Source organism: Methylotenera sp. E1MeOHC1, assembly GCF_058745595.1.
In genome coordinates, this window is record NZ_CP196025.1 from 319,239 (window position 1) to 332,523 (window position 13,285).

At 44.5% G+C, this 13,285-nt stretch carries 14 protein-coding genes; 7 read left to right on the top strand and 7 right to left on the bottom strand.

The genetic code is table 11. The features are described from left to right. Positions 1-230 precede the first annotated feature (230 nt). Both mtnA and ACSSU7_RS01435 read left to right on the top strand, forming a co-directional pair. Positions 231-1,325 carry an S-methyl-5-thioribose-1-phosphate isomerase gene (gene mtnA / locus ACSSU7_RS01430; protein ID WP_492516969.1) on the top strand — a complete coding sequence of 365 codons (1,095 nt, stop codon included), beginning with the start codon at positions 231-233 and terminating at the stop codon, positions 1,323-1,325. A gap of 16 nt (positions 1,326-1,341) precedes the next feature. Next, positions 1,342-2,010: a class II aldolase/adducin family protein gene (locus tag ACSSU7_RS01435; protein WP_492516970.1), complete on the top strand. Its 669-nt coding sequence runs from the start codon at positions 1,342-1,344 to the stop codon at positions 2,008-2,010. A 40-nt stretch (positions 2,011-2,050) separates the two neighbouring features. On the opposite strand, the gene ACSSU7_RS01440 is transcribed toward ACSSU7_RS01435, so the two are convergent. Beyond that, positions 2,051-2,176: a DUF3149 domain-containing protein gene (locus ACSSU7_RS01440; protein WP_492516971.1), complete on the bottom strand. Its 126-nt coding sequence runs from the start codon at positions 2,174-2,176 to the stop codon at positions 2,051-2,053. A gap of 262 nt (positions 2,177-2,438) precedes the next feature. Between ACSSU7_RS01440 and pyrG the strand changes: the two genes are divergently transcribed. From pyrG to ftsB, 4 genes are all read left to right on the top strand, one after another. Beyond that, complete coding sequence (pyrG, locus tag ACSSU7_RS01445) at positions 2,439-4,064, top strand: CTP synthase (protein ID WP_492516972.1); 1,626 nt, start codon at positions 2,439-2,441, stop codon at positions 4,062-4,064. 116 nt (positions 4,065-4,180) lie between these two features. Beyond that, positions 4,181-5,020, top strand: a complete 840-nt coding sequence (gene kdsA / locus ACSSU7_RS01450; protein WP_492516973.1) for a 3-deoxy-8-phosphooctulonate synthase — start codon at positions 4,181-4,183, stop codon at positions 5,018-5,020. 113 nt (positions 5,021-5,133) lie between these two features. Then, positions 5,134-6,420, top strand: coding sequence for a phosphopyruvate hydratase (gene eno, locus ACSSU7_RS01455; protein WP_492516974.1), 1,287 nt, complete (start codon positions 5,134-5,136; stop codon positions 6,418-6,420). A gap of 27 nt (positions 6,421-6,447) precedes the next feature. Beyond that, positions 6,448-6,777 (top strand): cell division protein FtsB, encoded by a 330-nt coding sequence (ftsB, locus tag ACSSU7_RS01460; RefSeq protein WP_492516975.1) that lies wholly within the window; start codon positions 6,448-6,450, stop codon positions 6,775-6,777. 180 nt (positions 6,778-6,957) lie between these two features. Here the strand turns inward: ftsB and ygfZ are convergent, their stop codons facing one another. Then, the gene (gene ygfZ, locus ACSSU7_RS01465; RefSeq protein ID WP_492516976.1) at positions 6,958-7,962 is read right to left on the bottom strand and encodes a CAF17-like 4Fe-4S cluster assembly/insertion protein YgfZ; all 1,005 of its coding nucleotides are present in this window, start codon (positions 7,960-7,962) and stop codon (positions 6,958-6,960) included. On the opposite strand from ygfZ, the gene ACSSU7_RS01470 reads away from it, so the two are divergent. Next, positions 7,961-8,482 (top strand): hypothetical protein, encoded by a 522-nt coding sequence (locus tag ACSSU7_RS01470; protein ID WP_492516977.1) that lies wholly within the window; start codon positions 7,961-7,963, stop codon positions 8,480-8,482. The two genes, ygfZ and ACSSU7_RS01470, sit on opposite strands and share 2 nt — an antisense overlap. A 31-nt stretch (positions 8,483-8,513) precedes the next feature. Here the strand turns inward: ACSSU7_RS01470 and ACSSU7_RS01475 are convergent, their stop codons facing one another. Genes ACSSU7_RS01475 through ACSSU7_RS01495 form a run of 5 tightly spaced genes read right to left on the bottom strand, consistent with a single transcriptional unit; the run spans position 8,514 to position 12,998 of the window. Continuing rightward, on the bottom strand, positions 8,514-9,512 hold the full coding sequence (locus ACSSU7_RS01475) for a VWA domain-containing protein (RefSeq protein ID WP_492516978.1): 999 nt from the start codon (positions 9,510-9,512) through the stop codon (positions 8,514-8,516). Positions 9,513-9,550: 38 nt separating this feature from the next. Next, entirely contained in the window at positions 9,551-10,144 is a 594-nt protein-coding gene (locus ACSSU7_RS01480; RefSeq protein WP_492516979.1) for a hypothetical protein, read from the bottom strand. Further along, positions 10,135-11,124, bottom strand: a complete 990-nt coding sequence (locus ACSSU7_RS01485; protein WP_492516980.1) for a vWA domain-containing protein — start codon at positions 11,122-11,124, stop codon at positions 10,135-10,137. The genes ACSSU7_RS01480 and ACSSU7_RS01485 overlap by 10 nt, the downstream gene beginning before the upstream one ends. A 3-nt stretch (positions 11,125-11,127) precedes the next feature. Then, entirely contained in the window at positions 11,128-12,120 is a 993-nt protein-coding gene (locus tag ACSSU7_RS01490) for a hypothetical protein (RefSeq protein ID WP_492516981.1), read from the bottom strand. Positions 12,121-12,137: 17 nt separating this feature from the next. Further along, complete coding sequence (locus tag ACSSU7_RS01495) at positions 12,138-12,998, bottom strand: DUF58 domain-containing protein (protein ID WP_492516982.1); 861 nt, start codon at positions 12,996-12,998, stop codon at positions 12,138-12,140. Positions 12,999-13,285 lie beyond the last annotated feature (287 nt).

Here is a 13,285-nt window from a genome sequence, read left to right on the forward strand (position 1 = left end):
CAATGGGTGTTTTGTAAGTTATTGATTTATATATATTAAATAATAGATTAAAAAATAAGCGATTTTAAAAAAACCTTATAAATTGGTATGTTACGTTTTTAAGTCACAATAATTCACAAAGTTATCCACAGATATTGTGGAGAGTATTTAAAGTTCTCGGGAACTTTTTAGAAGTCAACATTTATATTTAATTAGTTTTATAAAAAAGCGTGCAAAGCGCTGGGATTTTTATGTTAGTAAATCATCAGCAATACCGAACTATTTGGCCTAATTTTGAGCATGCGCAGCCTTGTGTGGAAATTATTGACCAGACTAAACTGCCTCACGTTTTTGAAGTGGCTAGCCTAACAACCTTGGCGCAAATGATAGTTGCCATTAAAACCATGCAGGTGCGTGGTGCGCCTTTAATCGGTGCGGCGGCAGCTTATGGTATTGCACTTTCAACTTTAGATAGCTGTTCTGATCTGCACTTGCAGGAGTCAGCTGAGCAATTGATTGCCAGTCGCCCAACGGCGGTGAATTTAAGGTGGGCGGTGCAGCGCATTTTGAGTGTCTTGCTAAGCTTGCCAGATACGCAGCGCCAATCTGCAGCTTGGGCTGAGGCTGCGCGTATTTGTGATGAAGATGTGCGGTTGAATCAGGCAATTGGTGCGCATGGTCTGACTTTAATCTACGCACAGTATCAGCAAAAAGCACGCACCATCAATATCCTCACACATTGCAATGCAGGTTGGCTGGCCACAGTTGATTTTGGTACAGCGTTAGCGCCGATTTATGCGGCGCATAACGCTGGTATTGATGTGCATGTATGGGTGGGGGAGACGCGTCCGCGCAATCAGGGGGCAAGTCTAACGGCGTGGGAGCTGGGTCAGCATGGTGTGCCACATACGGTGATTAGCGATAATGCAGGCGGGCATTTAATGCAGCAAGGGCAGGTGGATATGGTGATTGTGGGTGCTGACCGCGTTACCGCTACAGGCGATGTCTGTAATAAAATTGGCACTTATTTAAAAGCATTGGCAGCGTTTGATAGCGTGGCACTTGGGCATCATGTGCCATTCTATGCGGCAGTACCGTCACCTACCATTGATTGGACGATAGAAGACGGCGTGAAGTCGATTGAGATTGAAGAGCGTGGCGCTGAGGAGCTGTCTTGGATGAGTGGAAAACTGGCCGACGGTACGATAGCGTCAGTTAATATATTGCCGCATGGTACTCAGGTCGCAAACCCAGCCTTTGATGTAACGCCAGCAAGGTTGGTGACAGGTATCATTACCGAGCGAGGGGTGTTCACACCGCAGCAATTACACACCATGCAAAGATAATGCTGAGGATATTGTGATGATTGATCAATTGGAGTGTGCGCGTGAGCAACTGTTGGTGTTGAGCCAGCAGCTTTGTGCTTTGGGTTTGAATCGCGGTACTTCTGGTAACGCAAGTATCCGTGTCGCTAATGCACAAGGGCTGGCTGGTTTATTAATCACCCCTTCGGGTATGGCGGTGGAGCATATGCGTGCTGCCGATATGGTATGGATGGATTTTTCTGGCCATGCACAAGGTGAGCTGTCGCCCTCCAGTGAGTGGCGATTTCACGTTGATATTTTGCGTGCAAAACCAGCCGTGCATGTGGTGGTGCATACGCATAGTATGTTTGCGACCACGCTCAGTACCTTGAGGCGCGATATCCCGGCCTTTCACTACATGATTGCGGTGGCTGGTGGTGATAGTATCAAGTGTGCAGATTACGCCTTGTTCGGAAGTCAGCAATTATCAGATAACGCCTTACTTGCATTAACGCACAGAACTGCCTGTTTGCTGGCAAATCACGGCATGATTGCTGTGGGTGCAACAGCGGAAAAAGCGCTGAGCGTTACGTTGGAGGTAGAAACTTTGTGTGAGCAGTATTTAAGAGCGCTGCAAGTGGGCGAGCCATATATCTTGACGCAGCAAGAAATGTTAGAAGTGAATGAGAAGTTTAAGGGTTATGGCGCATGGGCCAATAACCCTTAGTGTGCATATGCCGAAGCGCTGAGCTTAAGGCTTGTCAGGCTTATTGATCAGTTTGTGGTTTGCCTGAGAAGAACAGGCGCAGGAAAAATGCCGCCATTAATAATACAAACACGATCACCCCTAAACTTAATAACCCTGTAAATGTGCCAAATAAATTTGCGTACATACTCTAATCTCCTTAACAAATATAATCACCTTGATTATTTTGTTGCTAATTCTATGCGTACCAGAATTTACTCGATTGATTTATATCAAGATTGCGTGAATTTCCCAGTACGCAATCGGCGTAATTCATAATTAGTTTCAAAATGTGGCGCAAAATGCAACCCAGTAAAATAAACACAGAATTAAGAGTTTTTATTTGTAGGTGTTATGGCTTTAAAGTAAAATAGACTCCCGTCTGTAATAATAATTTAAGTGCCTTCTCCATGACCAAATATGTATTCGTAACCGGCGGTGTTGTTTCCTCTCTTGGTAAAGGCATCGCTGCCGCCAGCTTAGGCGCAATTTTAGAGTCACGCGGTATCAAAGTGACCATGCTCAAGCTAGATCCCTATATTAACGTTGACCCAGGTACCATGAGTCCATTCCAGCATGGTGAAGTGTTTGTCACTGATGACGGGGCTGAAACCGACTTGGACTTAGGGCACTATGAGCGCTTTATTAGCCAGCGCATGGGTAAACGCAATAACTTTACTACTGGCCAAATTTACGAGACCGTGATTAAAAAAGAGCGTCGCGGCGAGTATTTAGGTAAAACCGTACAGGTGATTCCACATATTACCGACGAAATCAAAGCACACGTAAAACGTGGTGCTGAAGGTGCTGACGTGGCGATTGTTGAAGTCGGCGGTACAGTAGGTGATATTGAGTCACTACCATTTCTAGAAGCAATCCGTCAGATGGGCTTTGAAGAAGGCAGAAACAACACCTGCTATATTCATTTAACCCTACTGCCTTGGATTCCAACCGCGGGTGAATTAAAAACCAAACCTACACAGCACTCTGTAAAAGAGTTGCGTGAAATCGGTATTCAGCCAGACGTGTTGCTATGCCGTGCAGACCGTAATATTCCTGAAGATGAGCGCAGAAAAATCGCATTATTTACCAATGTGGCTTCTGAGGCTGTAATCAGTGCGATTGATGCAGATTCTATTTATAAAATCCCAGGTTTATTGCACGAGCAAAACTTAGATGGCATCGTTTGTGACAAGTTAGAGCTTAAGGTGAAACCAGCAGACTTATCAGAGTGGGAGCGTATTGCTACAGCCTTGGCAAACCCTAAATATCTAGTGAACGTGGCTTTTGTAGGTAAATATGTTGATTTAACCGAGTCTTATAAATCACTGACCGAAGCATTAATCCACGCCGGTATTCACACTGAATCAAAAGTGAAAATCCACTATATGGATTCTGAAGACATCGAGCAAAAAGGTACCGCTGCGTTGCAAGGAATGGATGCGATTTTAGTGCCGGGTGGTTTTGGTGTGCGTGGTACAGAAGGCAAGATTGCTGCGATTCAATATGCGCGTGAAAACAAAGTGCCTTACTTAGGTATTTGTTTAGGTATGCAGTTGGCAGTGATTGAGTTTGCACGCCATGTGGCAGGTTTAAGCGATGCCAACAGTACAGAATTTAATCCGCAGGCACATCATAAATTGATTGGCCTGATTGATGAGTGGCAAGATGCATCCGGCAATATTGAAAAACGTGATGAGAATTCAGACTTAGGCGGCACCATGCGTTTAGGTGCGCAAAGCTGTCCAATCGTGCCGAATACTTTGGCGGCAAGCATTTACGGTGCCGCAGTGAATGAGCGTCATCGTCATCGCTATGAGGTAAATAATCACTATGTAGATCAGCTAAAAGCGGCTGGCCTAGTGGTTTCTGCGAGAACGCCGACTGAAGACTTGTGCGAGATGGTTGAGTTACCACAGGATGTGCATCCTTGGTTCGTCGCTTGCCAATTCCATCCAGAGTTTACTTCTAACCCGCGTGCTGGCCATCCGTTGTTTACAGCTTACGTGCAAGCGGCGTTGGACAATAAAAAGTAATCTTGAAAAATAAGCTGGCAGTCAATTCCGGTATAGATAAACGCAATGTGTATGCAGTTTAAGACTAGCGTTTATCTATAGCTGTGTTTTGTCACTAATATTGAGGTGTTAATCGTATGAAGTTATGTAATTTTGATGTGGGTCTTGAGCATCCACTATTTTTAATTGCTGGTCCATGTGTGATTGAATCACAGCAGATGGCGATTGATACCGCCGGTCAGCTAAAAGAAATTGCGACAGCGCTCAATATCCCATTTATTTACAAGTCTTCTTACGACAAAGCTAACCGTAGTTCTAATAAAACATTTCGCGGCTTTGGCATGGACGAAGGTTTAAAAATCTTAGACCACGTACGTAGCCAAATCGGTGTGCCGATTTTGACCGATGTGCATACAGAAGAGCAAGTGCCGCATGTGGCTGCTGTGGTAGATGTGCTACAGACGCCGGCATTTTTATGCCGTCAAACAGATTTCATCACTGCCTGTGCACGCTCAGGCAAACCTGTGAATATCAAAAAAGGCCAATTTATGGCGCCTGGCGATATGCGTAATGTGGTGCAAAAAGCCAAAGAAGCAAACGGCGGTGCAGATAATATTATGGTGTGCGAACGTGGCGCATCGTTTGGCTACAACACGCTAGTTTCAGATATGCGCGGCCTTGCCATTATGCGTGAAACAGATTGCCCAGTGGTATTCGATGCAACGCATTCTGTGCAGCAGCCTGGCGGTCAAGGTGACAAGAGCGGTGGTCAGCGTGAGCATGTGCCTGTGTTGGCGCGTGCGGCTGTTGCCAGCGGTATTGCCGGTATATTTATGGAAACCCACCCTGATCCTGCAAAAGCGCTATCGGATGGCCCGAATGCATGGCCATTACATAAAATGAGAGATTTGTTAGAAGTATTAGTCGATTTAGACAGATTGGTAAAAAAAGCAGGTTTTATTGAACGTACGTTGTAAAAAATAATTAGGCTACTGCACGCATATTAGTAGATGAGTTAAGCGTTTATGCGCTAATTAGGTGTGCGTCTGATTTATTGGTGGCCAAACGATTTAGAACTTAGGAGAAAGTAATGAGCGCAATTGTAGATATTATCGCCCGCGAAATTTTAGATTCACGCGGTAACCCAACTGTTGAAGCAGATGTATTACTTGAAAGTGGTGTGATCGGCCGTGCGGCTGTGCCTTCAGGTGCATCTACTGGTGCTAAAGAAGCGGTTGAACTACGTGATGGCGATAAAAATCGTTATTTAGGTAAAGGTGTGTTGCAAGCGGTTGAAAATGTAAACACAGAAATTACTGAAGCGATTATCGGTTTAGACGCTGAAGAGCAAAGTTTTATTGATAAAACTTTGATTGAATTAGATGGTACTGAAAACAAAGACCGCTTAGGTGCAAATGCAATCTTGGCTGTATCGATGGCATGTGCACGTGCTGCGGCTGAAGAATCAGGTTTGCCACTTTATCGCTACCTTGGCGGTTCAGGTGCAATGCAATTACCAACCCCAATGATGAATATCATTAACGGTGGCGCGCACGCTGACAACAGTGTGGATATGCAGGAATTCATGATTATTCCAGCAGGTTTGCCATCATTCCGTGAAGCGATTCGCTGTGGTGCTGAAGTATTTCATGCCTTGAAAAAGACTTTACATAAAAAAGGCCTAGCGACTACTGTTGGTGACGAAGGTGGTTTCGCGCCGAATTTACCGTCTAACGAATCTGCAATTCAATACATCTTGGAAGCGATATCAGATGCAGGTTACGAGCCTGGCCGTGATGTTTATTTGGGTTTAGATTGTGCAAGTACTGAGTTCTATAAAGATGGCCGTTACCACTTAGAGTCAGAAGGTTTGGCACTAACCTCAGGTCAATTTACTGACTACTTGGCAACATGGTGTGATAAATATCCAATCATCAGTATTGAAGATGGTATGGGCGAGTTTGACTGGGACGGTTGGGACATCCTGACTAAGCGTTTAGGTAAAACAACACAGTTAGTGGGTGATGATCTATTTGTCACTAACACCAAAATTTTGCGTGAAGGCATTCAGCGCGGTGTTGCCAACTCTGTATTGATTAAAGTAAACCAAATCGGTACATTGACTGAAACATTCCAAACGATTGAAATGGCTAAACGCGCTGGTTACACAGCCGTGGTATCACATCGTTCAGGTGAAACAGAAGACAGTACGATTGCTGATATTGCAGTAGCAACCAATGCATTACAAATCAAAACAGGCTCACTGTGCCGTTCAGAGCGTATTGCTAAGTACAACCAACTATTACGTATTGAAGAAGAGTTGGGCGACGCAACTAGCTACGCTGGTAAGTCAGCTTTTTACCAATTATTTAAATAACGCTAAAGCGTGTTTGAATAGTTAAAATTGAAAGCCCTCACACTAATTTTTGTGACCTTGATTGCCTTGCTACAGTACCCGCTGTGGCTAGGCAAAGGTAGCTGGTTACGTGTGTGGGACTTAAATCGTCAGGTTGCACTGCAACAAGAAAAAAACACCACTTTAAAAGCACGTAATGGCACGCTAGAGGCTGAAGTGCGAGATCTTAAGAGTGGTCAGGCGGCAATTGAAGAGCGCGCGCGTAGCGAGCTTGGTATGATTAAGCAGGATGAAGTTTTTTATCAGGTGATAGATCAGGCGTTACCGCAAGCGTTGCCACCCCCTCCAGTTAACCCATCTGCAACTACTAAGCCCTAATCTATCTTTGGCTTATTCTAACTAAGTTTGTGCTAAGTGTAGCTTAGGCGTCAAACGCTTAGATTTAAAAGCGCTTAAATTTAAACACTTGATTTAAAGATTAGCTTTAACACCATACCTATAACAAGCCACTGAATCAGCGAAGCTATCTGTCGCTGATGCCAGTGTTATACGCAACTGCTAAAGTGCGTATGGCAGTGCTTGCAATGCTAATGCATGTCCATTGGCCGATAGCTGGTTATTTTCTGGATTTTCCAGGTTGATTTCAACACATCTAATTTCGGCCAGCAAGTCATAACCACCCTGAGGTGACGGCGCACTACGCACGACTTTACCAACTGCTTCATTTGCAGCATTTAGAATATTTTCACCTGGCTGTGCACTATGATTTGAGTGTGTTAGGTAGGTACGGCGCTTGATGCTACCAAGGTAGTGCGTGCGAGCAACAATTTCCTGGCCGGTGTAGCAACCTTTTTTAAAGTTGATACCGCCTAGTAAGTCCAGGTTTAACATCTGAGGGACAAACTCTTCCTGAGTCTCCGGCTTAACATCCGGAATACCTGCCTGAATTTCCAGCCATTCCCAATGTGCGGCATCAGCCACTGTGGCCTGTGATGATAGAGCGCTCCAAATCGCTTGTGCTTGTTCTATGGTTGCCAGAATCTCAAAACGTGCGTGTGCGCTGCTAGGCAGTTTCAGTAGTGAGCCATTTTCCAGAGATACTAACTCGTAGTCATGTTGAGGGACTTTTGCAAACTGCGTGCTGAGTAGCGTCTGTGCATTTGGGCCACTTAGGCCAATTTTGATGATGTCATGACTTACATCCTGTACCTCTACCTTGCTGCGCATCACATACATTTTTAGTCGCTTTGCTGTCGCTGCGATTAATTCTATTGGCATTTGCAAATGGATACGCTCATGCTGTGAAAACGCCAGAAACAACGCAAGCATACGGCCCTTAGGCGTGCAGTAGCCTGTGTAGTGTGCAGACTCCTTTAACAGCTTAACGTCGTTGGTGACTTGACCTTGTAAAAAATTAATTGCATCTGCACCGCTAAGCTGCAACAGACCTAAATGCGACAAGTCGCACATCACGGTTGCGCTATCTAACAATGGTTGAGTGCTACCCACGTCTTTGGTGGGTGTTGAGGTTTGAATAAATTCCTGCCATTGTTGATTGCTCATGTTAACCTTTTGTATTATTGCTAAGTATCAATTAAATCTTGTAAAACAGATTGCTGATTATAACGTGAAGCCGATAGACCTAAATTTCAAGCCCTCATTTATTTTATCTGCACTGTTGCTGTCGATGAGTGTGATGAGTAGCTGGCTGGTATGCATAGTGCCGCTCTCATTCACTATGCAGTGCTTGTCATTACTACTGATTTGGATGGTGGCTATTTATGTGATGGCTGGCGACGCATTGCTTTTATTGCCGTGGTCACCGGTCGCTCTGCATGTTAATACGAAAAACCAACTCAATATCATTACAAAAGATGGGCAGCGCTTAATTGATGTGTCATTAAGTGGTGACAGTATCGTCACTCCCTGGCTAACCATCGTACAATTTAAGCCTAAAGGCGCTACATACTTGCAGCGCCTATTAAGCCGTCCATTGTTAATATTGCCTGACAGTACTGATGCTCAGAACTTAAGACGGCTTAGGGTGTGGATGCGTTGGGGCCAGCGCGACAAAGTGCGTTAATGGTTTTAATGCAGCATTGCTGGCACTGTTGCTATGTTTCTTGTTTAATCTGACGTCGACGGCTCACTAAAGTGCGCCACTGTGTTTTTAATTCATGTAGCGGGTGTTTAGGTAAGTAAGCGAATATAAATAACACGCCAGCTAAGCTCGCTAGAATCCAGCGAATTTCAAAATTTGCGTTATCGCGGCGCGCTGGCTTCTGTTTTTTCATGGCGCTCAGGATAGTGTTGACGCTGTCAGCGCGCACGTACATGCCATTAATTTCTTTTGCCAGCTCTTTTAAATATACCTCATCTAGTTTAGATAAGTAGCGGTCGCCTTCACCATTTGCTACGCTATCATTTCTAGTGCCTAGATTGGATTCTGAGATCTGCGCAATACCTGGCTGCATGGCAAAGCTCTCATTTGCCCAGTAACCGATGAGTTGGTTAAATTCATCATATTTGGGGATAGGGGTACCCTTGTCTGAACCTACGCCAACCAAGAGCCAATCATCACCTCCTTGAAAGGAAGTTAGATCCTGCCTATTGAAAATATGTAGCTTAGGCGCTTCTTCACCATCTGTAAAAAACACCACTTGTGCTGGCGCAGGGAACGAGCGTATGGTTTTAGCCAATACCGGCATGCTGGCCCTAATTCGGCTATTGCCAGACCAGCCATTACGCCAGTCAAAGTGGTCAATGGTATCGTTGATGGCGTCAAAATTTTCGCAAACTTCGATTGGTGTGTAGAGTGCAGCAACACTAACGCCTGCAAATAAACCAATGCTGATATTGGTGCCACATGGCAGCTCACTGACAAGTTTATGCAAGGTGTCTTGCGTATAGACTAGCCGTGAAACCGGCTTGCCATTGATGGATTTATCGATCACATTCATGCTTTGTGAAATATCCACGGCAAATATATAGCTGTAGATGTTGCGCTTGATTGGAATCTTCGGATTGAATAATGCGATGACTAACAGCAAGAAAGCTGCGAGCAATAGGCTTACATCTTTGCGGTGACGTAAATAATTATAAATTGGATGCATAGTGAATCAATCAGTCTCTAAGTTATTCAGTCTTAGTTTTAAGGTAAACCAACCGGGATGTTGCCCATAATCAGGCCTGGAGACTCGCCCTCGCCAGCCCCTGGCGTTGGATTTTCTGGCAGCATAGTTAGCAGGCGGTCTAAATTATGCCTTGCTCTCCAGTTGCTATTGTCTTGCCTTAATGAGAGCTGGTAAGCCTTTTTAGCTTGGTTGAGCAGGTATTCGGCTTCATCACGCACTGTCATGTTAGTGCCGGCAATGGCAAGCCCGCGCCTGAAAAAGATATTGCCTAAGTTATATTGAATCGCTGCTTTTTGCTCTACTGTTGCGCCATTCAGCGCTTTATTAAATAGCAGGGTTGCCTCTTTGTAGCGTTCATTTTTTGCCAACCAATAAGCGGTTGAGAATTTAGCTTCAAAGCTTTGCAAGTCAGTTTTTGGTTGTTTGCCAGTGCTGATTGCGGTGTTAAATGCATCAATCTGCTGAATGCGATTAAAGTAATAGATGCTAGCAATGCCTGCCAGTAGCGCAGTGGCAATGAATAGCAATGATAAAATTTTTACATTAAAAAAGTGTGTTAATTTTTTTAATGAAATCAAGTTGGCTGTGGTTGTTTTAATGGTTAATGCCATGTCGTTACCTCTATTCTTTTAACGCCCAGTAATAGTGCAATCATGATTGTGGCAATCATAAAGCAAATGTTTGTGTACTCTCGCCCCGGTACTTTCTCAACGTACTTAATGGGTTTCTTTTCACGATTATTAATATCATTCATGGCTAGTTGCAGTGATTTAGGGTCTTCCGCCTCATAAGCCTTAAATGGGGTTTTAAATGTTTGAAAATACTCGTGCAGCTCAATTTGGGCAGGCAAGGGCTGGTCTTCCTTCGGAACAAAGTTCGGGTCAAAGATACTCAGGCCGCCAGGCTGACGTAACACTATCCAATATAGGCTGATGTTTAAGCGTTCAAACCAGTCTCGAATTTTTTGTTGAGTGTTGGCATCTACACGCCCGGCACCGTCCGAAAGCAAGATAACAGCACGTGAGCCTGAATCGGTGACTTTATCAAACAGTCCGGCGCTGCTGGTTAAGCCACTACCAATATTGGTTTGAAACAGCGCATTACCCGCAGTTGCCTGCACGGCTGCTATCACGGCTTTTTTATTTTCACTGAGTGGCAGCACATACATGGCAGAATTACTAAAGGTAATCATGCCAAACATATCCTGCTGGCGTGATTTTACAAACTCAGTAATCAGCCTGGCAGCCGCAACGGATTTGGTTTCGCCTACCGTTGTGTTGCCGTTATGGTCGGTGGTGCCTGAAAATGGGTCATCCATGCTGGCGCTGCGATCTAGTACCAGTGCGATTTGTGCGCCAATGCCAATACGTTCCACTTTTTGCTCAGTGGTATGTGGCGCGGCTAAGCCTAAGATAATAAAAATCAGGGTTAATACCGCTAATATTTTTAAAATTAGACTAATGAGATTGGATAGTGGGTCCACAGGTAGCATGTCTACCCAAGAATAGTGCTTAGCGTGTGCGCGCTGCAATAGTAAGGGTAAAAATGCTATTGGAAGTAACCACAATACCCATGGGTGAGAAAAAGCCATGGTTTAGACTCCAGCCTTGTTGGTTGTTGGAATCAAGCCACGTTCGCAGTCACGGCATTGCTTGGTAAATATTAATAGCCATTTAGTTGGATTGCTGCCTACACTGTGTACTGCACTGGGTTCAAAGTACACTTGGCGAGATAGCCCGAAAAACTGTGAGATTTCAGTTTTGATAGGTAAAAAGTTGGGATTGTTTGCAAGGAACTCATCTACATTGCCATTAAACACACTGATCTGTGCGGTTTGGTTAAAGGCATGATGCACTGCAGAGACAGCTTGTTTTAGCCCTTCATTGTTGTGCGGCAGTTTTTTAATGGCACGGTAAGTTTTGGCAAAATTGCCTCCCATACGTGGCAGCCATGCGTGCTTACCAAAAATGTAGAGTAGTGCAAGCAGGCTCAGTGCCAGCACACCAACTGATAGCTTCAGCCAGGTTTTTTCTTGATCATTCTTTAACAATAAGGGTTCAAGAAACGTACTCATATTATTTTCTACTTTTACTTGGCCAAAGATTGCGATGGGTGAAACCGCAATATCTAAGCTAGGCACACGATATTTGACCAGTTGATTGCTGTTTTTAGTGTTAACCAAATACAAATATTCTGGCCCCAGCGCAGCATTTTTAGCCACTACACTGTTGGTAAATACTTGGTAAGCAAGTTTAAGTTGATGCGTTGCATAGTCTTTGTGCTCAACCTTACTGTGCTTAATCTCTTTTAATTCAATACCGATGACCTTTCCTCTGTAGCGCTTTTCATAGCCTACAATTGGTAGCGAGGTTTCAACCAGTTTGTACGGCGCTTTAATGGTGAGTGTTACCTCTCTCTCAATCACATCGCCAACGGTATATCCAACCCGCTTAAATGGGTCGACGGTGCTGATGCTCACCACACCTTCATCTACATCAGGGAGGTTTTGACTATCAATTGCCATGGCCTGATGTGAAGCAATGCTCAGAATAACGGCGAGTAGTAGGTCTCTAAAATATTTTGTCATGATTATTTTTTACGTTGTTAGGCGGCTACAAATTGGTGAAAGTATTCTGTCAGCGAGTCTGCATCAAACTCACCTTCTACATAAAAAGGCGGCATGTCGAAACGCATGAACAGCTCATATATTTCATTGCGTCTACTTTCAAAAGACTGCACGATTTTTTCGCGTAATTCTTTGCGCAAAAATAAGGTACGTTTTTCCCCAGTTTCCGCGTCATCAACATTGACTAAGCCAAACTCTGGCAAGTTTTTATATTCCGCTGAATCCCATAACACCATCGGTACAATATGATGGCGTAACAGGTTAGATAATGCCCCTTCCAGTAAGCTATTCGGCATATGGAAGTCTGAAATCAAAAACACCAAAGAACGTTCGCGTGGTAGATAGCGGTAAACCTCGGTAATGCCGTTGCAATTGACCTGGGCAGGGTGAAAGTCTTTTAATGACTCTGCCATTGTGATTGCATGGTGAGATTTGAAAGAAGTTGTGCTAATCCAGTCTTCACGTACTTTTTCATCAAAGCCGATAAAGCCAAACGGGTCATGATGCTCACTGGCAGACTGTGCAATCGACTCTGCTATTTCTGCCGCTAATTTGATTTTTCTTTTTTTAGCACCAAAGTTCATACTGCCCGATAAGTCACAGATGACATAAACCGGAGTGGCGCTTTTCTGGTTAAACAGGCGAACGTACACTTGCTCCAGTGGGTCGCGTATAGTTTGACGAATATCAATACGGCGCGGATCAGGGTAAGACAGTAGGGTGGTATGTCCACGAAACTCCATGCCCATGCCGCGTTGCGTACTGGCGTGCCGGCCCGGATGACGACCGCGCGATCTCCAGCTAATGTGATAGTCAAAAGATTTAATATTTTCAATCATAAAAATCCAACATAGCAATCCAATGGGTGGGTTACTTCCAACATCATTTATTAAAGAAACACGAACTAAGTGTCTGCGCTGGCGAATCCTGTTGCTGCGCGGTTTGGTCACTTTTAGCGGCTTAACATCGCTTGGCGAGTTAGCCTGCACCGCATCGCAGCCTCGCTGTACAACTTGTACTATTTCGGTTTTTGCGTTCCGTGCGCTCAGTGCTTCACACTGCCCCTATGCCCCTAGACTTAATTTCGTCTTTCTTTTAGTGATTTGATGCTCGGTCTCAAAATCTA

Bases quoted from the DNA above. Each gene is read 5' to 3' on its own strand.
- mtnA (WP_492516969.1), top strand. From the start codon at position 231: ATGTTAGTAAATCATCAGCAATACCGAACTATTTGGCCTAATTTTGAG.
- ACSSU7_RS01435 (WP_492516970.1), top strand. From the start codon at position 1,342: ATGATTGATCAATTGGAGTGTGCGCGTGAGCAACTGTTGGTGTTGAGC.
- ACSSU7_RS01440 (WP_492516971.1), bottom strand. From the start codon at position 2,176: ATGTACGCAAATTTATTTGGCACATTTACAGGGTTATTAAGTTTAGGG.
- pyrG (WP_492516972.1), top strand. From the start codon at position 2,439: ATGACCAAATATGTATTCGTAACCGGCGGTGTTGTTTCCTCTCTTGGT.
- kdsA (WP_492516973.1), top strand. From the start codon at position 4,181: ATGAAGTTATGTAATTTTGATGTGGGTCTTGAGCATCCACTATTTTTA.
- eno (WP_492516974.1), top strand. From the start codon at position 5,134: ATGAGCGCAATTGTAGATATTATCGCCCGCGAAATTTTAGATTCACGC.
- ACSSU7_RS01470 (WP_492516977.1), top strand. From the start codon at position 7,961: ATGTTAACCTTTTGTATTATTGCTAAGTATCAATTAAATCTTGTAAAA.
- ygfZ (WP_492516976.1), bottom strand. From the start codon at position 7,962: ATGAGCAATCAACAATGGCAGGAATTTATTCAAACCTCAACACCCACC.
- ACSSU7_RS01475 (WP_492516978.1), bottom strand. From the start codon at position 9,512: ATGCATCCAATTTATAATTATTTACGTCACCGCAAAGATGTAAGCCTA.
- ACSSU7_RS01480 (WP_492516979.1), bottom strand. From the start codon at position 10,144: ATGGCATTAACCATTAAAACAACCACAGCCAACTTGATTTCATTAAAA.
- ACSSU7_RS01485 (WP_492516980.1), bottom strand. From the start codon at position 11,124: ATGGCTTTTTCTCACCCATGGGTATTGTGGTTACTTCCAATAGCATTT.
- ACSSU7_RS01490 (WP_492516981.1), bottom strand. From the start codon at position 12,120: ATGACAAAATATTTTAGAGACCTACTACTCGCCGTTATTCTGAGCATT.
- ACSSU7_RS01495 (WP_492516982.1), bottom strand. From the start codon at position 12,998: ATGATTGAAAATATTAAATCTTTTGACTATCACATTAGCTGGAGATCG.